General features: G+C 61.1%; 19 protein-coding genes and 2 tRNA genes. 16 read left to right on the plus strand and 5 right to left on the minus strand.

Features of this window, described 5'->3' with window-relative positions; translation table 11 throughout:
- The first annotated feature begins 19 nt into the window (after positions 1-19).
- Positions 20-637, plus strand: a complete 618-nt coding sequence (locus N2A98_RS02625; protein ID WP_169913170.1) for a trimeric intracellular cation channel family protein — start codon at positions 20-22, stop codon at positions 635-637.
- Here the strand turns inward: N2A98_RS02625 and queG are convergent.
- Entirely contained in the window at positions 634-1,698 is a 1,065-nt protein-coding gene (queG, locus tag N2A98_RS02630) for a tRNA epoxyqueuosine(34) reductase QueG (protein ID WP_032904047.1), read from the minus strand. The genes N2A98_RS02625 and queG overlap by 4 nt on opposite strands.
- A 63-nt stretch (positions 1,699-1,761) precedes the next feature.
- Between queG and N2A98_RS02635 the strand changes: the two genes are divergently transcribed.
- The 12 genes from N2A98_RS02635 to N2A98_RS02690 all read left to right on the plus strand — a co-directional run bounded on the left by N2A98_RS02635 (position 1,762) and on the right by N2A98_RS02690 (position 16,110).
- Positions 1,762-2,622, plus strand: a complete 861-nt coding sequence (locus N2A98_RS02635) for an NAD(P)H-hydrate dehydratase (RefSeq protein ID WP_275622992.1) — start codon at positions 1,762-1,764, stop codon at positions 2,620-2,622.
- Positions 2,610-3,080, plus strand: coding sequence for a tRNA (adenosine(37)-N6)-threonylcarbamoyltransferase complex ATPase subunit type 1 TsaE (tsaE, locus tag N2A98_RS02640; protein ID WP_014716665.1), 471 nt, complete (start codon positions 2,610-2,612; stop codon positions 3,078-3,080). Before N2A98_RS02635 ends, tsaE begins: the two co-directional genes overlap by 13 nt.
- 15 nt (positions 3,081-3,095) lie before the next feature.
- Complete coding sequence (locus N2A98_RS02645; RefSeq protein WP_003188054.1) at positions 3,096-4,517, plus strand: N-acetylmuramoyl-L-alanine amidase; 1,422 nt, start codon at positions 3,096-3,098, stop codon at positions 4,515-4,517.
- Positions 4,518-4,531: 14 nt separating this feature from the next.
- Positions 4,532-6,433 (plus strand): DNA mismatch repair endonuclease MutL, encoded by a 1,902-nt coding sequence (mutL, locus tag N2A98_RS02650; RefSeq protein ID WP_161794311.1) that lies wholly within the window; start codon positions 4,532-4,534, stop codon positions 6,431-6,433.
- Entirely contained in the window at positions 6,433-7,404 is a 972-nt protein-coding gene (gene miaA, locus N2A98_RS02655; RefSeq protein WP_044270989.1) for a tRNA (adenosine(37)-N6)-dimethylallyltransferase MiaA, read from the plus strand. The genes mutL and miaA overlap by 1 nt, the downstream gene beginning before the upstream one ends.
- A 94-nt stretch (positions 7,405-7,498) precedes the next feature.
- A complete protein-coding gene (hfq, locus tag N2A98_RS02660; RefSeq protein ID WP_003188059.1) occupies positions 7,499-7,759 on the plus strand; it encodes an RNA chaperone Hfq in 261 nt (86 codons plus the stop codon).
- A gap of 12 nt (positions 7,760-7,771) precedes the next feature.
- On the plus strand, positions 7,772-9,073 hold the full coding sequence (gene hflX, locus N2A98_RS02665; protein ID WP_275622993.1) for a ribosome rescue GTPase HflX: 1,302 nt from the start codon (positions 7,772-7,774) through the stop codon (positions 9,071-9,073).
- Positions 9,074-9,169: 96 nt separating this feature from the next.
- Entirely contained in the window at positions 9,170-10,345 is a 1,176-nt protein-coding gene (hflK, locus tag N2A98_RS02670; RefSeq protein WP_003188062.1) for an FtsH protease activity modulator HflK, read from the plus strand.
- The gene (gene hflC, locus N2A98_RS02675; RefSeq protein WP_003188064.1) at positions 10,345-11,211 is read left to right on the plus strand and encodes a protease modulator HflC; all 867 of its coding nucleotides are present in this window, start codon (positions 10,345-10,347) and stop codon (positions 11,209-11,211) included. The genes hflK and hflC overlap by 1 nt, the downstream gene beginning before the upstream one ends.
- A gap of 293 nt (positions 11,212-11,504) precedes the next feature.
- A complete protein-coding gene (locus N2A98_RS02680) occupies positions 11,505-12,692 on the plus strand; it encodes an ATP phosphoribosyltransferase regulatory subunit (RefSeq protein ID WP_044270992.1) in 1,188 nt (395 codons plus the stop codon).
- 54 nt (positions 12,693-12,746) lie between these two features.
- Positions 12,747-14,036 carry an adenylosuccinate synthase gene (locus tag N2A98_RS02685; RefSeq protein WP_003188067.1) on the plus strand — a complete coding sequence of 430 codons (1,290 nt, stop codon included), beginning with the start codon at positions 12,747-12,749 and terminating at the stop codon, positions 14,034-14,036.
- 139 nt (positions 14,037-14,175) lie between these two features.
- Entirely contained in the window at positions 14,176-16,110 is a 1,935-nt protein-coding gene (locus N2A98_RS02690) for a methyl-accepting chemotaxis protein (RefSeq protein ID WP_275622994.1), read from the plus strand.
- Between the two features lie 93 nt (positions 16,111-16,203).
- On the opposite strand, the gene N2A98_RS02695 is transcribed toward N2A98_RS02690, so the two are convergent.
- The 4 genes from N2A98_RS02695 to N2A98_RS02710 all read right to left on the minus strand — a co-directional run bounded on the left by N2A98_RS02695 (position 16,204) and on the right by N2A98_RS02710 (position 19,255).
- A complete protein-coding gene (locus tag N2A98_RS02695; protein ID WP_078802393.1) occupies positions 16,204-17,757 on the minus strand; it encodes an iron ABC transporter permease in 1,554 nt (517 codons plus the stop codon).
- The gene (locus N2A98_RS02700) at positions 17,757-18,782 is read right to left on the minus strand and encodes an extracellular solute-binding protein (RefSeq protein WP_003188071.1); all 1,026 of its coding nucleotides are present in this window, start codon (positions 18,780-18,782) and stop codon (positions 17,757-17,759) included. The genes N2A98_RS02695 and N2A98_RS02700 overlap by 1 nt, the downstream gene beginning before the upstream one ends.
- Before the next feature lie 145 nt (positions 18,783-18,927).
- Positions 18,928-19,014 (minus strand) — tRNA-Leu (locus N2A98_RS02705).
- A 154-nt stretch (positions 19,015-19,168) separates the two neighbouring features.
- Positions 19,169-19,255: transfer RNA gene (locus N2A98_RS02710), tRNA-Leu, on the minus strand.
- A gap of 224 nt (positions 19,256-19,479) precedes the next feature.
- Here N2A98_RS02710 and rnr point away from each other — a divergent pair.
- The 3 genes from rnr (at position 19,480) to rpsF (ending at position 23,535) form a co-directional block, all read left to right on the plus strand.
- Complete coding sequence (gene rnr / locus N2A98_RS02715) at positions 19,480-22,107, plus strand: ribonuclease R (RefSeq protein ID WP_044270999.1); 2,628 nt, start codon at positions 19,480-19,482, stop codon at positions 22,105-22,107.
- Positions 22,104-22,865, plus strand: a complete 762-nt coding sequence (gene rlmB, locus N2A98_RS02720) for a 23S rRNA (guanosine(2251)-2'-O)-methyltransferase RlmB (RefSeq protein ID WP_003188074.1) — start codon at positions 22,104-22,106, stop codon at positions 22,863-22,865. The genes rnr and rlmB overlap by 4 nt, the downstream gene beginning before the upstream one ends.
- A gap of 253 nt (positions 22,866-23,118) precedes the next feature.
- Positions 23,119-23,535: a 30S ribosomal protein S6 gene (rpsF, locus tag N2A98_RS02725; RefSeq protein ID WP_034134759.1), complete on the plus strand. Its 417-nt coding sequence runs from the start codon at positions 23,119-23,121 to the stop codon at positions 23,533-23,535.
- Positions 23,536-23,553: the final 18 nt, after the last annotated feature.

Here is a 23,553-nt window from a genome sequence, read left to right on the forward strand (position 1 = left end):
CCTCTCTGTCAGGATCGCCATCATGTTGCTGATGCTCTACCTCGTCGCCATCACCGCCGAAGCCATGACTGGCGCCCTGTCCGCGGGTCGGCGTGGCATGGACTGGTTTGGCGTGGTGCTGATCGCTTGCGTGACGGCCTTGGGCGGCGGTTCGGTGCGCGATGTGTTGCTCGGCCACTACCCGCTGACCTGGGTCAAACACCCCGAATACCTGGTGCTGACCTCCGTTGCGGCATTGGTGACGATCTTTATCGCACCCTTGATGCGCCACCTGCGCTCGCTGTTCCTGGCGCTGGATGCGGTGGGGTTGGTGGCGTTCACTCTGATCGGCTGCATGACCGCCCTGGAGATGGGCCACGGCATGTTGGTGGCGTCGGTCAGCGGGGTCATCACCGGGGTATTCGGCGGCATCCTGCGGGATATCTTCTGTAACGACATCCCGCTGATCTTCCGCCGCGAGCTATATGCCAGCGTGTCTTTCCTGGCCGCGTGGTTCTACCTGCTGTGCCTGTACCTGGAGCTGCCCAGCGAGCAAGCGATTCTGCTGACGCTGTTCAGTGGCTTCCTGTTACGCCTGCTGGCGATCCGTTTTCACTGGGAAATGCCCAAGTTCGTCTACAACGACGACGTTCACTAACGCGCAGCGTGTTGCTCCAGCGCCCATTCCACGTGTTCGCGCACCAACTCCGACGGGTAGTCCCGCCGCGCCTTGAGCGCTTCCAGCACCGGAATGCTGGAGGGCGCATTGCCCAGGCCCACCGCCAGGTTGCGTAACCAGCGTTCGTAACCGGCGCGGCGCAAGGGTGAGCCTTCGGTGCTGCTGAGAAATTTATCCTCGTCCCACATAAACAATTCGGCCAGTTCAGCGTTATCCAGATTGTGCCGTGGCTTGAAATCGCTTTCGGCGGTGGGTCGGGCGAAACGATTCCACGGGCAAACGATCTGACAGTCATCGCAGCCAAACACGCGGTTGCCGATCAGTGGGCGCAGGTCTTCGGGGATGGCGCTCTTGAGTTCGATGGTCAGGTAGGAAATGCAACGTCGCGCGTCCAGCACGTAAGGGCCGACGAAGGCGTTGGTGGGGCAGATGTCCAGGCACGCCGTGCAGCGGCCGCAGTGTTCGGTGGCGTGGGGTGGGTCGACCGGCAACGGTAAATCGACAAACAGTTCGCTCAGGAAGAAATAACTGCCGGCCTTGCGGTTGAGAACCAAGGTGTTTTTACCGATCCAGCCCAGGCCCGCTTGTTCGGCGATGGCTTTTTCCAGGACGGGCGCGCTGTCGACGAAGGCGCGAAAGCCAAACGGCCCGATCTGCGCCTGGATACGGTCGGCCAGTTGCTGCACGCGCTTGCGGATCAGCTTGTGGTAATCGCGGCCCAGGGCGTAGCGCGAGATGTAGGCTTTTTCTGGCTGGGCCAGCAATTGCGCCATCTGGGTGTCGCCGGGCAGGTAGTCCATGCGCAGTGACACCACGCGCAAGGTGCCGGGCACCAGCTCGTCCGGGTGCGAGCGTTTGCTGCCGTGGGCGCCCATGTATTCCATTTCGCCGTGGTAACCCGCGTCGAGCCAGCGTTGCAGGTGCTGTTCATGCTCAGCCAGGTCGAGGCCGCTGATGCCCACTTGTTGAAAGCCCAGCTCGCGTCCCCAGTCTTTGATCGATTGGGCGAGGGCGGGCAGATCGGAGGTAATAGCAGGCATGAGACACGGGAAACCACAGGTTAGATGCGTATAATTCTGCCAGACATCGGAGCTTGAAGACGCATGCCTCAGACAAAACACCCAATTACCGACGTTCAGCTGTTGTTGCCCGGCCATTTGCCGCAACTGGCTGCGCGTTCCCCGGACGCCCATAAGGGCCAGTTCGGCCACCTGCTGGTCATCGGTGGTGACCGTGGCTTTGGCGGCGCGGCGCTGCTGAGCAGCGAAAGTGCCCTGCGCAGCGGAGCCGGCATGGTCTCGCTGGCGACGCGGCCGGAGCATGTGCCGGCCGCTCTGGCTCGGCTGCCGGAGGTCATGGCCGTCGGCCTGAGCTCGGCCAACCAGTTGATGGGCCTGCTGGAAAAAATCTCGGTGATCGTCATTGGCCCAGGCCTGGGCGATGCCGCCTGGGGCAAGAGCCTGTTGTCGGTCGCGGCCAATGCCAGCCAGCCGCAGGTGTGGGATGCCGACGCGCTCAACCAACTGGCCACTGGCAGCGTCGAGCTGCCGGCCCACTGTGTGATTACCCCTCATCCGGGCGAAGCTGCGCGTTTGTTGGGGTTATCGACAGCCGAGGTTCAGGCAGATCGCCTTAAGGTGGCGCGCGCATTGAGTCAGAAATTCAATGCAGTGGCTATCCTCAAGGGGGCTGGCAGTTTGATTGCCAGCCCTGATGGGCGTGTGTCGCGGTGTGATCAAGGCCACCCGGCGATGGCTACGGCGGGGCTCGGCGATGTGCTGGCCGGCCTGGTCGGCGCACTATTGGCTCAGGGTATGCTCGCGTACGAAGCGAGCTGCCTGGCCGTGTGGTTGCACGCGACCGCCGGAGACCGCCAGGGCAGTTTTGGTCGCGGCTTGGCTGCCAGCGACCTGATCCCCGCCATTCGTCAATTGCTGGAGGAGCAGTCGCCGTGCCTGAAGTAATTCTTTTCCTGGCAGATGAAGAGGCCATGGTCGCGTTGGGTCAGCGTATTTCGCAGGTCACGCAAGGGGCCGGGTTGATCTTTCTCGAGGGCGACCTGGGCGCAGGTAAAACCACCCTGTCCCGGGGGATTATTCGCGGCCTTGGCCATACCGGCGCGGTAAAAAGCCCGACCTTCACTTTGGTCGAGCCCTACGAGATCGGCGACGTGCGTGCTTTCCACTTCGACCTCTATCGCCTGGTCGATCCGGAAGAGTTGGAGTTCATGGGCATCCGTGATTACTTCGACGATGATGCGCTGTGCCTGATCGAGTGGCCAAATAAAGGCACAGGCTTTTTGCCAAAGCCGGACCTGACCATTACCATTACGCCGCATGAGCACGGACGTCAGCTGAAGTTGTTGCCCCAGAGCCCACGCGCTGAGTCGTGGTGTGCTGCTCTGGCATTGGAATTCAAATAATTGGTGGGGTTAGGTATGCGCTTTCGCGCGTTGGTTGCTGTCGTGGGGGTGTTGCTTGCGGCAATGACTGTCAATGCTCTGGCTGCTTCACAGGTGAAAAGTGTTCGCCTGTGGCGAGCGCCGGATAACACGCGACTGGTGTTCGACCTGTCTGGCCCGGTCCAGCACAGCGTCTTTACCTTGACGGCGCCTGATCGCCTGGTGATCGACATCAACGGTGCCAGCCTGGCCGCGCCGCTGAAAGTCTCTACCGCCAACACGCCCATCACCGCCATGCGCTCGGCCCAGCGTACGCCGACCGACCTGCGTGTGGTCATCGACCTGAAAAAGGCCGTGACCCCCAAAAGCTTCTCCCTGGCCCCCAACGCCCAGTACGGCAACCGCCTGGTGGTCGACCTGTTCGACAACCCCGCCGACGCCGCACCGCCGCCTGCGCCAACGCCGAGCGTGGCGACGGTGCCTGCGGTGCCGGTCAACCCTTCGCAACCCCAGGTCAAGCTGCCACCGCCACCGCCCGCACCGGCCGGCAAGCGCGACATCATCGTGGTGATCGATGCTGGCCACGGTGGCGAAGACCCGGGGGCTTCCGGCTCACGCGGCCAGCATGAGAAAGACGTGGTGCTCGCCATCGCTCGCGAGCTGCAGCGCCAGGTCAATGGCATGAAAGGCTACCGCGCCGAACTGACCCGCACCGGTGACTACTTCATTCCGTTGCGTGGCCGTACCGAAATTGCCCGTAAAAAGGGCGCGGACCTGTTCGTGTCCATTCACGCCGACGCCGCGCCTTCAACCGCTGCGTTTGGCGCCTCGGTATTTGCTCTGTCGGATCGCGGCGCTACCTCCGAGACCGCGCGCTGGCTGGCCGACAGCGAAAACCGTTCCGACTTGATCGGTGGCGCGGGCAACGTGTCCCTTGATGACAAGGACAAGATGCTCGCAGGCGTACTACTCGACCTGTCGATGACCGCCTCGCTGACCTCCAGCCTCAACGTAGGCCAGAAAGTCCTGAGCAATATCGGCCGTGTGACCTCGCTGCATAAACAGCGCGTGGAACAAGCGGGATTCATGGTGTTGAAGTCGCCGGATATCCCGTCGATCCTGGTGGAAACCGGGTTTATCTCCAACGCCAACGAAGCGTCGAAACTGGCCAGCGCCAGCCACCAGCAAGCGCTGGCGCGCTCGATCAGCGCCGGCGTGCGCCAGTTCTTCCAGCAGAACCCGCCGCCGGGCACTTATATCGCATGGCTGCGCGACTCCGGCAAAATCGCCCAGGGCCCGCGTGACCATCGTGTGCAACCCGGTGATACCGTTGCCATGCTGGCCGTGCGTTTCCAGGTCACGCCTGCAGCGTTGCGCAGCGCCAATAACCTGAAAACCGATGAGTTGAAGATCGGCCAGGTGTTGACCATCCCCGGCACTTCATTGGCGGCGCAGTAATGAGCGAATCCACCTTGAACAGCGGCTCGCGCATTGAATTGCTCAGCCCGCGCCTTGCCAACCAGATCGCCGCGGGTGAGGTGGTTGAGCGCCCGGCGTCGGTGATCAAGGAATTGCTGGAAAACAGCATCGACTCCGGTGCCAAACGCATCGATGTCGATGTGGAGCAGGGCGGCGTCAAGCTGCTGCGGGTACGTGACGATGGCAGCGGCATCTCTTCGGATGACCTGCCCCTGGCCCTGGCCCGCCACGCCACCAGCAAGATCCGCGACCTGGAAGACCTGGAGCGGGTCATGAGCCTGGGCTTTCGCGGTGAGGCCCTGGCCTCCATCAGCTCCGTGGCCCGCCTGACCCTGACCTCCCGCACCCGCAGCGCCGAGCAAGCGTGGCAAGTGGAAACCGAAGGCCGCGACATGGCGCCCCGGGTCCAGCCGGCGGCGCATCCGGTGGGCACCTCGGTGGAAGTGCGCGACCTGTTCTTCAATACCCCGGCGCGGCGCAAGTTCCTCAAGGCCGAGAAAACCGAATTCGATCACCTGCAAGAAGTCATCAAGCGCCTGGCCTTGGCGCGTTTCGATGTGGCCTTTCACTTGCGCCACAATGGCAAGACCATCCTCAGCCTGCACGAAGCCAACGACGACGCCGCGCGTGCTCGGCGGGTGGCGGCGGTGTGTGGCAGCGGGTTCCTGGAGCAGGCGCTGCCGATTGAGATCGAGCGCAATGGCTTGAGGCTGTGGGGCTGGGTCGGGTTGCCGACGTTCTCCCGCAGCCAGGCCGACTTGCAGTATTTCTTTGTAAACGGCCGGGCGGTACGCGACAAGCTGGTGGCCCACGCGGTACGCCAGGCTTATCGCGATGTGCTGTTCAATGGGCGCCATCCCACCTTTGTGCTGTTCTTTGAGGTTGACCCTTCGGTGGTCGACGTCAATGTGCACCCGACCAAGCACGAAGTGCGCTTCCGTGACGGGCGCATGGTGCATGACTTCCTCTATGGCACGCTGCACCGCGCCTTGGGCGACGTGCGTCCGGATGATCAGTTGTCCGCGCCGATTGTCACAGCGGTGGTACGCCCGAGCGGTCCGGAAGCCGGCGAGTTCGGTCCCCAGGGTGAGATGAGCCTGGCGGCCAACCTGCTGCAATCGCCGCAGGCGCAGCCAGCCTACACCGCGCCAAACTCGGGTGCCGGTGCGGGTTATCAGTATCAATACACCCCGCGTCCGCAATCGACGGTGCCGGTGGCCGAGGCCCAGGCGGCGTACCGTGAGTTTTTCGCGCCGCTGCCGGGTGCCGAACCGGGTGCTGCTGTGGCGTTGCCCGAAGGCGGTGGTGATATTCCGCCGCTGGGCTATGCCCTGGCGCAGCTCAAAGGCATTTATATCCTCGCCGAAAACGCCCATGGCCTGGTGCTGGTGGACATGCACGCCGCCCATGAGCGGATCATGTACGAGCGCCTGAAGATCGCCATGGCCAGCGAAGGCCTCAGCGGCCAGCCGCTGCTGGTGCCTGAATCCTTGGCGGTGAGCCAGCGTGAAGCCGACTGCGCAGAAGAACATCACAGTGTGTTCCAGAAGCTGGGCTTCGAACTGCAACGCCTGGGCCCGGAAACCCTGGCGATCCGCCAGATTCCCGCGCTGCTCAAGCAGGCCGAGGCTAACCGCCTGGTGGCCGATGTGCTGGCAGACTTGATGGAGTACGGCACCAGCGACCGTATCCAGGCGCATATCAACGAATTGCTTGGCACCATGGCCTGCCACGGCGCCATCCGCGCCAACCGCCGCCTGGCCCTGCCGGAAATGAACGGCCTGCTGCGCGACATGGAAAACACCGAGCGCAGCGGTCAATGCAACCATGGCCGACCGACCTGGACCCAGATGGGCCTGGACGATCTGGACAAACTGTTCTTGCGCGGCCGCTGATGAGCGCCTTGCCCCCCGCCATCTTCCTGATGGGCCCCACGGCCGCCGGCAAGACCGATCTGGCCATCGAGCTGACCAAGGTGCTGCCCTGCGAGCTGATCAGTGTCGACTCTGCCCTGGTTTACCGGGACATGGATATCGGCACCGCCAAACCGTCGAAAGCGCTATTGGCCCAATATCCGCACCAGTTGATCGACATCATTGACCCGGCGCAGAGCTATTCGGCGGCGGATTTTCGCACCGACGCCCTGGCAGCCATGGCCGAGATCACCGCGCGCGGCAATATCCCGCTGCTGGTGGGCGGCACCATGCTCTACTACAAGGCGTTGCAGGAAGGCCTGGCCGATATGCCGCCTGCCGATGCCCAGGTGCGCGCCGAACTGGAAGAAGAGGCTGCGCGCCTTGGCTGGCAGGCCCTGCACGACCAGTTGGCGGCGGTAGATCCGGTGTCTGCGGCACGTATTCACCCCAATGACCCCCAGCGGCTCACCCGTGCTCTGGAAGTCTGGCGTGTCAGCGGCCAGACCATGACTGAACATCGGCTGAAACAAAGTGCGCAAAGTGCTGACGCAGGCGCATCTGGACAGTCACAATTGCCCTATACTGTGGCGAATCTGGCCATCGCTCCGGCAAACCGCCAGGTGTTGCATGAACGAATTGCACAAAGATTCACACTAATGTTGGAACAGGGGTTTGTGGACGAGGTCGTAGCATTGCGTTCAAGAGGTGACCTGCATGCAGGGCTGCCTTCGATACGTGCTGTAGGCTACCGCCAAGTCTGGGATCATCTGGATGGCAAGCTGACGTCAGCCGAAATGCAGGAGCGCGGCATCATTGCCACGCGCCAATTGGCGAAGCGCCAGTTCACCTGGCTGCGCAGCTGGAGCGAGTTGCACTGGTTGGACAGCCTGGACAGCGACAATCTGTCACGCGCCTTGAAATACTTGGGAACGGTCTCCATATTGAGCTGAGTCCTTGCAATTGCCGTCTATCCTTGGGGGTGTGACGGCCATAAGCTATCTATTTTCCGATTTTTTATTATTGATCCTTAAAGGAGTGCGGCACATGTCAAAAGGGCATTCGCTACAAGACCCTTACTTGAATACTTTACGTAAAGAGAAAGTTGGGGTTTCCATCTATCTGGTCAACGGCATCAAACTGCAAGGTACGATCGAGTCGTTCGACCAATTCGTTATCCTGCTGAAAAACACCGTCAGCCAGATGGTTTACAAGCACGCTATCTCGACAGTCGTTCCAGTTCGTCCAATCCGTCTGCCTAGCGCAGCAGGTGATGAACAGGGTGACGCTGAGCCAGGTAACGCCTGATAGGAGTCTCCTTTGTTCTTTGAGCGCCACGGTGGTGGTGAGCGAGTAATCCTCGTTCACTTGGATGGACAGGACCCTGAGGCGCGCGAAGATCCGCAGGAGTTTCAGGAGTTGGCAAATTCGGCCGGCGCCGAGACCGTTGCGTTTTTTAACGTGCCGCGTCATCGGCCAACCGCCAAATACCTGATTGGCAGCGGCAAGGTCGAGGAACTGCGCGACCTGGTTCATGCCGAAGAAGCCGATCTGGTGATCTTCAATCACACCCTCACGCCCAGTCAGGAACGTAACCTCGAACGTGTTTTCGAGTGTCGCGTGATCGACCGTACCGGTCTGATTCTCGATATTTTCGCCCAACGCGCCCGCACCCATGAAGGCAAGCTCCAGGTTGAACTGGCCCAGCTTGACCACATGAGCACGCGCCTGGTTCGCGGCTGGACTCACCTTGAGCGTCAGGGTGGCGGTATCGGCATGCGTGGGCCGGGTGAAACCCAGTTGGAAACCGACCGGCGTCTGCTGCGGGTTCGCCTGCGCCAGATCAAGGGCCGCCTGGAAAAAGTACGCAGCCAGCGCGAGCAGTCGCGACGTGGCCGTTCCCGTGCGGATATCCCTACGGTGTCGTTGGTGGGCTACACCAACGCCGGTAAATCCACGCTGTTCAATAACGTGACCAAGTCGGATGTGTACGCGGCCGACCAACTGTTCGCCACCCTCGACCCGACCCTGCGCCGTCTGGACATCGACGACCTGGGGCCGATTGTGCTGGCCGACACCGTGGGTTTCATTCGTCACCTGCCCCACAAGCTGGTCGAGGCATTTCGGTCTACGCTCGAAGAGTCGAGCAATTCCGACCTGCTCTTGCACGTGATCGATGCGGCCGAACCGGATCGCATGTTGCAGATTGAACAGGTGATGGTGGTGCTGGGCGAGATTGGTGCCCAGGACTTGCCGATCCTCGAGGTCTATAACAAACTCGATTTGCTTGAGGGCGTTGAGCCACAGATCCAGCGCGACGAGAACGGCAACCCCCAGAGGGTCTGGCTGTCGGCGCGAGATGGCAGCGGTCTGGAGCTGTTGGAACAAGCCATTGCCGAATTGCTCGGCAGCGATTTGTTCGTCGGCACCTTGCGCTTGCCGCAGCGTTTTGCTCGACTGCGTGCACAGTTTTTCGAGCTGGGCGCGGTACAGAAAGAAGAACACGACGAAGAAGGTGTCAGCTTGCTGGCTGTTCGATTGCCACGCTCGGAACTCAATCGGCTGGTCAGCCGAGAGGGTGTTGTACCGGCAGAGTTCATCGAACAACACACTTTGCAATAAAAGCCTGAGAAAGCGGTTGTGCCGCAGTAGCAGGCATTCTGTAGCATTGGTCGGCGCGCCGTGGGTGCGTCTTTGCTTTATCAGATGGAGAGCGCTATGGCTTGGAATGAGCCGGGTGGCAACTCGAATAATCAGGATCCTTGGGGTGGTAAGCGCCGCAATAATGGCGACCGCAAGGGGCCACCGGATCTCGACGAGGCCTTCCGAAAGCTGCAGGAAAGCCTGAATGGGTTGTTCGGTGGTGGGAAAAAACGTGGTGGTGACGACGGCGGTCGCACAAGCAAGGGCGGTGGCTATGGCCTGCTGGGCCTGGGGCTTGTCGTGCTGGCGGCCGTATGGCTCTACAGCGCCGTGTACGTGGTGGACGAGCAGGAGCAAGCCGTGGTGCTGCGCTTCGGCAAGTACTACGAGACTGTCGGTCCGGGCCTGAATATCTATTTCCCGCCGATCGACAAGAAGTACATGGAGAACGTGACGCGTGAGCGTGCGTACACCAAGCAGGGCCAGATGCTGACCGAAGACGAGAACATCGTCGAAGTGCCGCTGACCGTGCAGTACAAGATCAGCAACCTGCAAGACTTCGTGCTGAACGTTGATCAGCCGGAAATCAGCCTGCAACACGCAACCGAAAGTGCTCTGCGCCACGTGGTGGGTTCCACCGCCATGGACCAGGTGCTCACCGAAGGTCGTGAGTTGATGGCCAGCGAAATCAAGGAGCGTCTGCAACGCTTCCTCGACACTTACCGTACCGGTATCACCGTTACCCAGGTGAACGTACAGAGCGCAGCGGCACCGCGTGAAGTGCAGGAAGCCTTTGACGACGTGATCCGTGCCCGTGAAGACGAGCAGCGTTCGCGCAACCAGGCTGAAACCTATGCCAACGGCGTTGTGCCGGAAGCCCGTGGTCAGGCCCAGCGCATCCTTGAAGATGCCAACGGTTACCGCGACGAAGTGGTCTCCCGCGCCAAGGGTGAGGCAGATCGTTTCACCAAGCTGGTTGCCGAGTACCGCAAAGCACCTGAAGTGACCCGCGAGCGTCTGTACCTGGACACCATGCAGGAAGTCTTCAGCAACACCAGCAAGGTTCTCGTGACCGGCAGCAAAGGTGGGCAGAACAACCTGCTGTACCTGCCGCTGGACAAGATGATCGAAGGTGGTCGTAGCGGCGCCAGTGCACCGTCCACCGGTTCGAATGCCGCTGCCAACGAAGCGAGCGCCCGTGCGGCCGCTGACTTGCTGCAACAGCAAACACGTACCAGGGAGAGCCGTTGATGAGCAATAAATCGCTGACCGCCCTGATTGTGGGCGTCGTCGTGGTCATCGCTGCCTGGAACTGCTTCTACATCGTCGCTCAGACCGAGCGTGCGGTGCTGCTGCAATTCGGTCGCGTGGTCCAGGCAGATGTCCAGCCGGGCCTGCATGTGAAAGTCCCCTACGTCAACCAGGTGCGCAAGTTCGACGCCCGCCTGATGACCCTGGATGCACCGACACAGCGCTTCCTGACCCTGGAAAAGAAAGCCGTGATGGTCGACGCTTACGCCAAGTGGCGCGTCAAGGATGCCGAGCGCTTCTACACCGCGACTTCCGGCCTCAAGCAGATTGCCGACGAGCGTTTGTCCCGTCGTCTGGAATCGGGCCTGCGTGACCAGTTTGGTAAGCGCACCCTGCATGAGGTGGTATCCGGTGAACGTGATGCGCTGATGGCTGACATCACCCGTTCGCTGAACACCATGGCGGAAAAAGAATTGGGTATCGAAGTGGTCGACGTCCGCGTCAAGGCCATTGACCTGCCCAAGGAAGTGAACCGCAGCGTGTTCGAGCGTATGAGCACCGAGCGTGAGCGTGAGGCTCGTGAGCACCGCGCCAAGGGTAACGAGTTGGCTGAAGGTATCCGTGCCGATGCCGACCGTCAGCGTCGTGTACTGCTGGCAGAAGCCTACCGTGAGTCTGAAGAGGCGCGTGGTGATGGCGATGCTCAAGCCGCGGCGATCTACGCCAAGGCCTACGGCCAGGACCAGGAGTTCTACGCGTTCTACCGTAGCCTGCGCGCCTACCGTGAAAGCTTCGCGAACAAAACCGACGTACTGGTGCTGGACCCAAGCAGCGACTTCTTCCGCTACCTGGAAAAGTCCAAGTAACCAGCCCGTGATTCTGTAAGGCGCACTCCGTCGGGCGGCTAAAATGCCGGGCGGGGTGATCCTTTCAGAAAACGGGTGTATGATGCGGCAGCCGGGAAATTCCCGGCTTTTTTGCGTCTGCATGTTTGATTCGGCAGGCGTGACAGGTTTTTCGAGGAAAGTGCCCGACGAGGCCGTTTGCAGGCCGTTCGTCACGTCGCTCTTGCGCGTGGTTTATGCAAGGGGCGGGTATTTTCTGCTTCACTCAAGGCTCGGCCGAGGGCTGGCCGCCCGGATCAAAGGGGAATGGCGTAATGGCAACGGTAGACCGCTGGCTGCTGCCAGATGGCATCGAAGAAGTACTGCCACCAGAAGCTGCGCGCATTGAAGTAGCGCGTCGCCAGGTGTTGGATCTGTTCCAGAGCTGGGGTTACGAGTTTGTCGTGACTCCCCATATCGAGTACCTGGAATCCCTGCTGACCGGCGCGGGCCAGGACCTGGATCTGCGCACCTTCAAGGTCATCGACCCGCAATCGGGCCGGCAAATGGGGTTCCGTGCCGACATCACGCCGCAAGTGGCGCGCATCGATGCGCACACCCTGCGTCGCGAAGGCCCGAGCCGCCTGTGCTACGCCGGCAGCGTACTGCATGCCCAGCCACGTGCGTTGTCGTCTTCCCGTAGCCCGATCCAGTTGGGCGCCGAGTTGTACGGCGATGCCAGCCCGAGCAGCGATGTTGAAGTGATCAGCCTAATGCTGGCCATGCTGCAACTGGCAGATGTGCCGGATGTGCACATGGATCTGGGCCACGTTGGTATCTACCGTGGCCTGGCGCGCGCTGCCGGGTTGTCCGGTGAAGTGGAGCAACAGTTGTTCGATGCCCTGCAGCGCAAGGCGATCGATGAAGTGATCGCCCTCACCGAAGGTGTGCCTGCTGAGCTGGCTGGCATGCTGCGGGCGCTGGTAGACCTGTGCGGCGGGCGTGAAGTGCTGGCGGCTGCGCGTGAACGCCTGGCCAATGCGCCGGCGCCGGTCTTGGCGGCACTGGATGACGTGCTGGCGATTGCCGAGCGCTTGTCGGCACGGTTCCCGGAGCTGCCGCTGTATTTTGATCTGGGTGAATTGCGCGGCTACCACTACCACACCGGTGTGGTGTTCGCGGTGTTCGTTCCGGGTGTTGGCCAGGCCATCGCCCAAGGTGGTCGCTATGACGATATCGGCGCCGACTTCGGTCGTGCGCGTCCGGCCACTGGTTTTTCCACCGATTTGAAAACCCTGGTGACCCTGGGGCGTGCTGAGGTCGAGCTGCCGTCTGGTGGCATCTGGATGCCCGACAGTACGGACGCAGCGCTCTGGCAGCAGGTTTGCCAGTTACGCCGTGAGGGTCAGCGTGTAGTCCAGGCCTTGCCTGGGCAGCCATTGGCCGCCGCCCGTGAAGCGGACTGCGACCGGCAATTGATTCAGCAGAACGGGCTTTGGCAAGTATCGCCACTGGCTTCTTGAGTTTTCCTGCCGGCCATCGCCGGCACCAAGTTTGCGCGAATGAGGACAAGTGTTATGGGTAAGAATGTCGTAGTCCTGGGCACCCAATGGGGTGATGAGGGCAAAGGCAAGATCGTTGATCTGCTGACCGAACATGCTGCCGCCGTAGTGCGCTACCAAGGTGGCCACAACGCTGGTCACACCCTGGTCATCGATGGCGAAAAAACCGTCTTGCACCTGATCCCGTCGGGTGTCCTGCGCGAAGGCGTGCAGTGCCTGATCGGCAACGGCGTGGTGGTCGCACCTGACGCCCTGCTGCGCGAGATCACCAAGCTGGAAGAGAAAGGCGTACCGGTGCGCGAGCGCCTGCGTATCAGCCCGTCCTGCCCGCTGATCCTGTCCTTCCACGTTGCGCTGGACCAGGCCCGTGAAAAGGCGCGTGGCGAGCTGAAGATCGGCACCACCGGTCGCGGCATCGGCCCGGCCTACGAAGACAAGGTTGCACGTCGTGGCCTGCGTGTGGGCGACCTGCTCAACATGCCGCGCTTTGAAGACAAACTGCGTGAACTGGTGGATTACCACAACTTCATGCTGGTGGGTTACTACAAAGAGCCAGCCATCGAGTTTGAAAAGACCCTGGCCGAGTGCAAGGAATACGCTGAGCTGCTCAAGCCGCTGATGCTGGACGTGACGGCCGAGCTGCACGACCTGCGTCGCGCTGGCAAGGACATCATGTTCGAAGGCGCCCAGGGTTCGTTGCTGGACATCGACCACGGTACCTACCCGTACGTGACCAGCTCCAACACCACCGCTGGCGGCGTTGCGACCGGTTCTGGCGTTGGCCCGATGTTCCTGGACTACATCCTGGGTATCACCAAGGCCTACACCACTCGCGTAGGTTCGGGCCCGTTCCCGACTGAGCTGTTCGACGACGTCGGTGCGCACCTGGCCAAGCAAGGCCACGAATTCGGCGCCACCACTGGCCGTGCTCGTCGTTGCGGCTGGTTCGATGCCGTAATCCTGCGTCGCGCTATCGATGTGAACAGCATCTCGGGCATCTGCCTGACCAAGCTGGACGTACTCGACGGCCTGGAAACCATCAACATCTGCACCGGCTACAAAGATGCTGAAGGTAACGACGTTGCTCCGACCGACGCTGACAGCTACGTGGGCCTGCAGCCTGTGTACGAAGAAGTGCCGGGCTGGACTGAATCGACCGTCGGCGCCAAGACCCTGGAAGAGCTGCCAGCCAACGCTCGTGCTTACATCAAGCGCGTCGAAGCGCTGATTGGCGCACCGATCGACATTATTTCGACGGGCCCGGACCGCAACGAGACCATCGTTCTGCGTCACCCGTTCGCGTAATAAGCTGTTGATGTAACAGGCAAAGGGCTCCTTAGGGAGCCCTTTGTCGTTTCTGCCCGGCAAGCGGCACGACCCTTGCTGTGTTTCCCTCTTTCGAGGTGCTATCAAATTAGTGGCACCCGTGGTGGAGGGATTTCCAGTGTCTGCCGTTCTCTCGTTGTTACAAAGCCGTCTATTGCGGCCGGTGTTCGTTACCCTTGGTATCGCTCTTTTGGTGCAAGTGCTGGTGGCCGTCGCGCTGACGCGGAGCACGGTGACGGCGCTGGAAGCCGATTTGGGCAATCGCTTGGGCATTGATAGCCAGAAGTTGTCTGGCGAACTGGCTCAGGCTGGCAAGGAAGTCACCTCCAGTCTGGACAGCCTGTCCGCCAGCACGCGCCAGCGACTGACAGCAGGGCTTTCCACGCGCTTGCAGGAAGAGCAAAAGCAATTGCGTGCGACGTTGGAAAAAGACCTGCAGGACTCCGCCAATGACATGGCGCAACTGCTAGCGTCGGTCGCGCCCCGTGCCATGTGGGACAGTGACGTGCCGACCCTTTCAGAGTTTGCCCGCCGGGCCCAGCGCAACCCCAATGTGCTGTTCGTGGTGTACGACGACGCCGCAGGCGAGCACCTGACCCGATACCTGAACCGCGAAAACCCGATCAACCAGGCCCTGCTGGCAAAGGGCGCAGGGGAGCGCGCCCTGGATAAGGTACTGGACGCGGCCAAGACTGACCCTTCCGTGTACTACGTTGAAGCCTCCATCAGCCCCAATGGTGTGGAAATCGGCAAGGTGCGCATGGGTGTGTCGACCGCAGCGGTTGAGGCCGACCTGCAAGCCTTGGATAAGCGCTTTGCCGCGCTGATCGCCAGCGGTGACCAACTGGTGGGCGACAGCCTCAAGGGCGCCGCAGCTGACAGCGCCAGCGCCATGGGCGCCCGGCTGCAATCGGCGCAAGCCACTGCCACGCAAATGACGGCCAACACCGCCAGCGCCGTGCAAGACGCGGCGGGCACCCTGCGCTGGCGCATCGGCATGGGCCTGGCGCTGGTGGGGCTTGGGGTGTTGCTGCTGATCGCTATCGTGCTGGGCCGGCGCGTGGTCAATCGCCTGAAGCTGCTGATTGCCGCGATGGATGACTTGGCGGCCGGCGAGGGCGACCTCACCAAGCGCGTGCAGATCAACAGCAAGGACGAAATCGGCGATATGGCCTCGGCGGTCAATCGCTTTGTCGATAAGTTGCAGCCCATCGTGCGGGAGGCGGGCGACGTGGCCCAGCGTACCGGCGTGGAAATCGGCGCCATGACGTTGCGCAATGCCGGCGCCGATGCGGCGGCGGGCTTGCAGCGTGATGAAGTGGCCGAGAGTTTGCGCGCCTTGTCGCAAATGGCCGATGAGGCCCAAGCCGAAAGCCACGCCATGCAGGCGGCTTTGCAGCAGGTGGTGGATATTCGCCAGGCCACGGATGAAAACTCACGGACCTCGGCCGAAGTCGGCAGCTTGATCGAGGCGTTGGCGGGGCAAGTGCAGGCCGGTTCCCAGGTGATCGAACGGCTCGCGCAGCAAAGCGAACAGATTGAAGTGGTGTTGACCGTGATTCACGGCATCGCCGAGCAAACCAACCTGCTCGCCCTCAACGCAGCCATCGAAGCGGCACGGGCTGGCGAGACTGGGCGTGGCTTTGCGGTGGTGGCGGACGAAGTGAGGGCGCTGGCCAGCAAGACTCAAAGCTCCACGGGCGATATTCAGGCGCATATCGTCGCGTTGCAACAGGGCGCGCGTGAGGCGGTGGAAACCATCGGCAAGGCGGGGCGCCAGGCCAGTGAGGGCTTGCTGGTGCTGCGCGACAGCGTGCGCTTGCAGCAGACGGTACAGGCTTCGGTGGAGCAGGTGCACGCTGCCATCGGCCTGGCGACGCGTGCGGCTGAGCATCAGGCCCAGGGCGCGCATGCGGTGCGTGGGCGCGTCGAGGTAATCCACGCCCAGGCCGAACGTGCGGCGCAGGCGGTGGTGGAGACGACGGCCAGTGGCAAGGTGCTGGATGGGTTGGCGGCGCAGTTGAAGGCGAGTTTGGGGCAGTTCAGGGCTTGAGGTTGCCAGGGAGGGCCCCTTTGCGAGCAAGCCCGCTCCCACAGTTTGAAATGCATTCCAAATGTGGGAGCGGGCTTGCTCGCGAAAGCGGTTTCAGCGGCTCAAATACATCCGCGTCGTAAGCAGATACACCGGCAACCCCGACACCAGAATCAACAACGCCGCATACGGCGCCGCCGCTGCAAATTCCACATTCGAGGTATGCGCCCAGACGGCCGTCGCCAAGGTATTCAACCCGGTCGGGCTCAGCAGCAGCGTGGCCGTCAGTTCCTTCATCGCATCCAGGAACACCAACGCAAACGCCGCACCCAATGCCGGGAATATGATCGGCAGGGTGACTCTGCAAAACGCACTGAACGACGATGCGCCTAATGTGCGCGCAGCCTCTTCCAACTGTGGCGCCGCTTTGTTCAGCGCTGTACGAATCGGCGCCTGTGCCAACGGCAAAAACAGCAGCGCATAAGCAATCAGCAATAACGCCGAGGTCTGGTACAGCGCTGGCACGTAATGCAGAGCGAAATACACCAGGGTCAACGCAATCACCAGGCCGGGCAGGGCATGCAGTAAGTACGGCAAACGTTCAGCCCAGATCGCCAGTTGCCCTTTGTAGCGCACCACCAGCAACCCCACCGGCACTGCCAGTACCAGGCACAGTGCGGCGCCGCCCAGCGAGAGCGCCAGAGAAGACAGCAGCGCCTCACCGATCTCGGCCATCGGAAACGCTGCCGACGAACCGACTGCCAACCAATATCCGAGCATCCCCAGCGGAATGCCGCTGCCAATGATCGCCAGCGCCAGGCAATACACCTGGCCCAATGGCGCCCACTTGCCCAGCCGAACCTGCTCGGCGTGTCGCGCCGCGCCCTGGCCGATGCGCACGTGCCGGCCTTTGCCGCGTACGCGCAGCTCCAGCCACAGCAGCGTCAGGCACATCAGCAGCAGCACTGCCGAGAGCATCGCCGCATTGGCATTGCTGAATTCCAGTTCGAACTGCTGATAGATCGCAGTGGTGAAGGTCTGCAAGCCGATGATCGACAGCGCGCCGAATTCAACCAGCATGTGCAGTGCGATCAAGAGTGAGCCAGCCAGCAGCGATGGCCACAGCAGCGGCAAGGTGATGCGAAAGAACACGCCCCAGCGGTTGAGCCCCAGCGTGCGGGCCGACTCTTCCAGGGAAGGGTCAAGATTGCGCAGCGTTGCCGCCACCGGTAGAAACACCAGCGGGTATTTGGACAGGCTCATCACCAGGATCGCGCCGCCGAGCCCCTCAAACTGGGCGCTCAACGACACCCAGGTAAAACTGCTGACGAACGCCGGCACCGCAAACGGCAGACAAAGAATCACGCCCCAGAGGCGCCGGCCTGGCAGGTTGCTGCGTTCCAGCAGCCAGGCCAGGGACAGGCCGATCACGCCGCAGGCCAGCGTCACGCCGACCATCAGCGCCAGGGTGTTGCGCAGCAGCCCGAACACATAAGGCCGCCACAGTAGATGCACCGCCTCCGTCCAGCCCGCCTGCCAGGTTTTGAGCCCGACATAGACGAGCGGCAACAGGCTCAGGCCAACCAGCAACAGCACGGGCAGCAGCAGCCAGATCGACGGGCGTTTGCGACGGGGGGTGAACCCCGCGACGGAAAGCGATGGGTTCATCAGTTCAGGCCAACGTCACGTTCCAGTTCCAGGGCTTCTTCGGCGTTACCCAGGTCTGCGGGGGTCACTTTCGGCGGCTGCAACTCGCTAAATGGCTTGAGGCCCCGGTTCGATTCCATGCCCTTGCGCAGCGGGTACTCAGCCGACGTGTTGGTGATCACGCGCTGGCCTTCTTCGCTGGCCATGAATGCCAGCAATTGCTGAGCTTCTTTGGGATGCTTGCTGGATTTGAGTGCGGCGGCGGAGGACACGGTGATCAGGCCGCCGGCATCGCCATCGGTGAAGTAATGCAGTTGAGAGTCCAGGTTGGTTTTTTCCTTTTTAAGGGCAAACCAGTAGTAGTTGTTCACCAAAACGGTGGCCACTTCGCCGTTTTCCACGGCCTTGAGGGCGACCATGTTGTTGCTGTACACCTTGCCGAAGGCGCGCAGGCCGGTCAGCCACTCTTCGGCGGCTTCGCGACCGTGCAGCTTGATGATCGCCACGGCTTGTTCCTGGAACGCGCCGCTGGTGGGCACGAAGCCAACCTTGCCTTGCCACTCGGGGCCAGCGAAATCCAGCACCGATTTGGGCAAGTCTTTTTCGGCAATCAGTTTCGGGTTGAAGGCTACGACGCGGGTGCGTGCGGTCACGCCCATCCAGTCGCCGTTTTTGCCCACGTAATCCTTGGGCAGCACATCGAGGGTGCTGGCATCGATTTTTGCCAACAGGCCTTGCTCGCCGAGTTTATTCAGAGGTGGTGATTCTTCGGTGTAGATGACGTCGGCAGGGGAGCGCTCACCTTCTTCGACGACCTGGCTGGCCAACTGGTTGCTGCTGCCTTTGCGCACGTTGACGTGAATGCCGGTCTTGGCTTCGAAGGCCTTGGCGAGTTCATCGCCGACTTCTTTGTGTTGGCCGTTGTATAAGGTCAGGGAGACCTTGTCGGCAGAATGGGCGGCGGGCGAGAGCAGGGTCAGGCTGAGTAGGGTGAGGGTCAGGCCGCGCAGAAGGGATGTCTTGAGTCGGTTGTCACGGATCATCATCCGAAGGGTTCCTCGCTTATATGCAACAAATCATTGCAAGGATAAACGATAAATCTTCTCAAGTGCGGATGAGGGGGGGAATCACTGGGGAAGTTTTCAAACCCCGGAAACGAAAAAACCCGCTTTCGCGGGTTTGATCTGAATTTGGTGCCCAGGAGAAGACTCGAACTTCCACGACCTTGCGATCACCAGCACCTGAAGCTGGCGTGTCTACCAATTTCACCACCTGGGCATTATCTAACAACGTTGCCGCTGTTGATGGGGCGAACTATACGGCGGGGCTTTTGATCTGTAAACCCCTGATTCGAAAAATATAAATCAATTTTTCCGTTAAAAATCAAAGGCCTGAAACGAAAAAACCCGCTTTCGCGGGTTTGATCTGAATTTGGTGCCCAGGAGAAGACTCGAACTTCCACGACCTTGCGATCACCAGCACCTGAAGCTGGCGTGTCTACCAATTTCACCACCTGGGCAGCGTCAACAACGTTGCCGTCGTCGATGGCGCGCACTATACGGAGCGATATTTGAGCTGTAAACCCCTGCCATGAAAAAAGCCTGGAAAATTTCGCCAGTGGTCGTGCAAGGTGCGCGCCGGGGGTCGCAAAGAGCTTTTAAACGCTTGTTGATACCTGAAATTTCCCGTTTCAATACGCGTATGCCAAACTAACCCGCATATAGACAAGGTGAAAACTCTCTAATGGCCGATTGGCAGTCCCTCGATCCCGAGGCCGCTCGTGAAGCGGAAAAATATGAAAACCCTATTCCTAGCCGCGAACTGATCCTGGCGCACCTCGCCGATCGTGGTTCGCCTGCTAGCCGCGAGCAGCTGGTTGAAGAATTCGGTCTGACCACCGAAGACCAGCTCGAAGCCCTGCGCCGCCGTTTGCGTGCGATGGAGCGCGATGCTCAGTTGATCTACACCCGTCGTGGCACTTATGCGCCGGTCGACAAGCTGGACCTGATCCTGGGTCGCATTGCCGGCCACCGTGATGGCTTCGGCTTCCTGATCCCGGACGACGGCAGCGACGACCTGTTCATGAGCCCGGCGCAAATGCGCCTGGTGTTCGATGGCGACCGTGCCCTGGCGCGGGTTTCTGGCCTGGACCGCCGTGGCCGCCGCGAAGGCGTGATCGTCGAAGTGGTGTCCCGTGCCCACGAGTCCATCGTCGGCCGTTACTTCGAAGAAGGCGGCATCGGCTTCGTTGTGCCGGATAACCCGAAGGTCCAGCAGGAAGTGCTGATCACCCCGGGCCGCAATGGCGCAGCCAAGGTCGGCCAGTTCGTCGAGGTGAAAATCACCCACTGGCCTACTGCGCGCTTCCAGCCCCAGGGCGATATCGTTGAAGTGGTCGGCAACTACATGGCGCCGGGCATGGAAATCGACGTTGCCTTGCGCACCTACGATATTCCTCACGTCTGGCCTGAGGCTGTGCTCAAAGAAGCCGCCAAGCTCAAGCCGGAAGTCGAAGAGAAAGACAAAGAAAAACGCATCGACCTGCGCCATCTGCCGTTCGTCACCATTGACGGCGAAGATGCCCGCGACTTCGACGATGCTGTCTACTGCGAAGCCAAGCCAGGCAAGCTGCGCCTGTTCTCTGGCGGTTGGAAGTTGTACGTGGCGATTGCCGACGTCTCCAGCTACGTGAAGATCGGTTCGGCCCTGGATAACGAAGCCCAGGTGCGCGGCAACTCCGTGTACTTCCCTGAGCGCGTGATCCCGATGCTGCCTGAGCAGTTGTCCAACGGCCTGTGCTCCCTGAACCCGAAAGTCGACCGTTTGGCCATGGTGTGCGAGATGACCATCTCCAAAACCGGCGAAATGACCGACTACCAGTTCTTCGAGGCGGTGATCCACTCCCAGGCGCGCCTGACCTACAACAAGGTCAGCACCATCCTGGAAACACCGAAGACCAGCGAAGCCAAGGCCCTGCGTACCGAATACGCTGGCGTGGTACCGCACCTCAAGCAGCTTTACTCGCTGTACAAGGTGTTGCTGGGCGCTCGCCATACCCGTGGCGCGATCGATTTTGAAACCCAGGAAACCCGGATTGTCTTCGGCTCCGAGCGCAAGATTGCGGCGATCACCCCGACCACCCGTAACGACGCGCACAAGCTGATCGAGGAATGCATGCTGGCGGCCAACGTGGCCACTGCCGAGTTCCTCAAGAAGCACGAGATTCCTGCGTTGTACCGTGTGCACGACGGCCCGCCGCCGGAGCGCCTGGAAAAACTGCGCGCCTTCCTCGGCGAACTCGGCCTGTCCCTGCACAAAGGCAAGGACGGCCCGACGCCGAAGGATTACCAGGCCCTGCTGGCCAGCATCAAGGACCGCCCGGATTACCACGTGATCCAGACCGTGATGCTGCGCTCGCTGAGCCAGGCAGTGTACAGCGCCGATAACCAGGGCCACTTCGGCCTGAATTACGAGGCGTACACCCACTTCACTTCGCCGATTCGCCGTTACCCGGACTTGCTCACGCACCGGGCGATCCGCAGCGTGATCCATTCCAAGCAGAACACCCCGCACGTCAAGCGCGCCGGTGCCATGACCATTCCGAAGGCACGGATCTACCCGTACGACGAAGCGGCCCTGGAACAACTGGGCGAGCAGTGCTCCATGAGCGAGCGCCGCGCCGACGAAGCCACCCGCGACGTGGTGAACTGGCTTAAGTGCGAGTTCATGAAGGATCGTGTGGGCGAGTCGTTCCCGGGTGTGATCACCGCCGTGACTGGTTTTGGCCTGTTCGTCGAGCTGACCGACATCTATGTCGAGGGCTTGGTGCACGTCACCGCCTTGCCGGGTGACTATTACCACTTCGATCCTGTGCACCACCGCCTGGCGGGCGAGCGCACCGGTCGCAGCTTCCGCCTGGGCGATACCGTTGAAGTGCAGGTCATGCGCGTTGATCTGGACGAGCGCAAGATCGACTTCGGCATGCCTGATAAACCGGCTGAGCCAGCAGGTCGTAAAAAGCGTGGTGAAACCACAGCGCCTGCGTCCAAAGGCAAAACGGCCGCGGCGAAAACCACGGCTGAGCCTGCACCTGCCAAGGCCGGTCGTCGTTCTTCCGCCAAGGACAAGGCCCCTGAAGCCTACCGCCCAAGCGACGCCGCGGCGAAAAACGCCGAGCTGCGCAAGAGCCGCGAGTTGAAGCAGCAGTTGCTCAACGAAGCCAAAAGCGGTGGTAAAGCGGCGTCTGGGGGAAAGTCCCAAGGGGCGGAAAAACCGTCGAGCAAGCCAAGTAAACACCGTAAAGGCCCGCCAAAAGCGGGTTCGGCTCCCGCAAAAAGCGGCGGGTCGCGCAAACCTAAGGCCAAGTCATGAGTCTGGAAAAAATCTACGGCGTACACGCCGTAGAAGCATTGCTGCGTCACCATCCCAAGCGCGTCAAGCAGGTGTGGTTGGCCGAAGGTCGTAGCGAGCCGCGCGTACAGGCGCTGGTCGAGTTGGCTACGCAAAACAAGGTTGCCATCGGCCAGGCCGAACGTCGTGAAATGGACGTGTGGGTCGAAGGCGTTCACCAGGGCGTGGTGGCCGACGTCAGCCCGAGCCAGGTGTGGGGCGAGGCGATGCTCGACGAGCTGCTCGACCGTACCGAAGGCGCACCGTTGCTCTTGGTGCTGGACGGCGTAACCGACCCGCACAACCTCGGCGCTTGCCTGCGTTCGGCGGATGCTGCCGGTGCGCTGGCGGTGATCGTGCCCAAGGACAAGTCCGCGACCCTGACGCCGGTGGTGCGTAAGGTCGCCTGCGGCGCGGCGGAAGTGATTCCGCTGGTGGCCGTGACCAACCTGGCGCGTACCTTGGAGAAGCTCCAGCAACGCGGCCTGTGGGTCGTGGGCACGGCGGGGGAGGCCGAGGTCAGCATCTATGACCAGGACCTCACCGGCCCTACCATCCTGATCATGGGTGCCGAAGGCAAAGGCATGCGTCGCCTGACCCGTGAACATTGCGATTACCTGGTGCACCTGCCGATGGCCGGTAGCGTCAGCAGCCTGAACGTGTCGGTGGCGACGGGTGTTTGCCTGTTCGAGGCCCAGCGTCAGCGTGGTGCCAAGGCTAAGGCCAAGCCCAAGAAGTAATTGCAATGTGGGGCTTGTCCCAATCCTGATGTAGGAGCGAGCTTGCTCGCTCCTACATTTTTTGTTTGTGGTGCTTGGGGTTGTTCAAATAATCACCAATTGCCTTGCGCCGCTTCTCCCCCTTCTCTACAATTGCGCCCCTTGCCTTCCTGGCAGGCACCGATGTGCCTCCCCTGCGGCAAGATCCATAAGTGTCATTCACTCCTTGTCTGACCGTTTTTGAGCGGCAGGCTACAACCCGTAAGGAGCATTCATGCGTCATTACGAAATCATCTTTTTGGTCCACCCGGATCAAAGCGAGCAAGTCGGCGGCATGGTTGAGCGTTACACCAAGCTGATCGAAGAAGACGGCGGCAAAATCCACCGTCTGGAAGATTGGGGCCGTCGTCAACTGGCCTACGCAATCAACAATGTTCACAAGGCTCACTACGTGATGCTGAACGTTGAGTGCACTGGCAAGGCCCTGGCCGAGCTGGAAGACAACTTCCGTTACAACGATGCAGTGATCCGTAACCTGGTCATCCGTCGCGAAGAAGCCGTTACCGGCCAATCCGAGATGCTCAAGGCTGAAGAAAACCGCAGTGAGCGCCGTGAGCGTCGCGACCGTCCTGAAGAAGGCGCTGATGATAGCGTTGAAGACAGCGACAACAGCGATAACGCTGACGAGTAATCCACGGACCTTATTAAG

The organism is Pseudomonas sp. FJ2-5-13, assembly GCF_029201605.1.
Taxonomy (GTDB): Bacteria; Pseudomonadota; Gammaproteobacteria; order Pseudomonadales; family Pseudomonadaceae; genus Aquipseudomonas; species Aquipseudomonas lactis.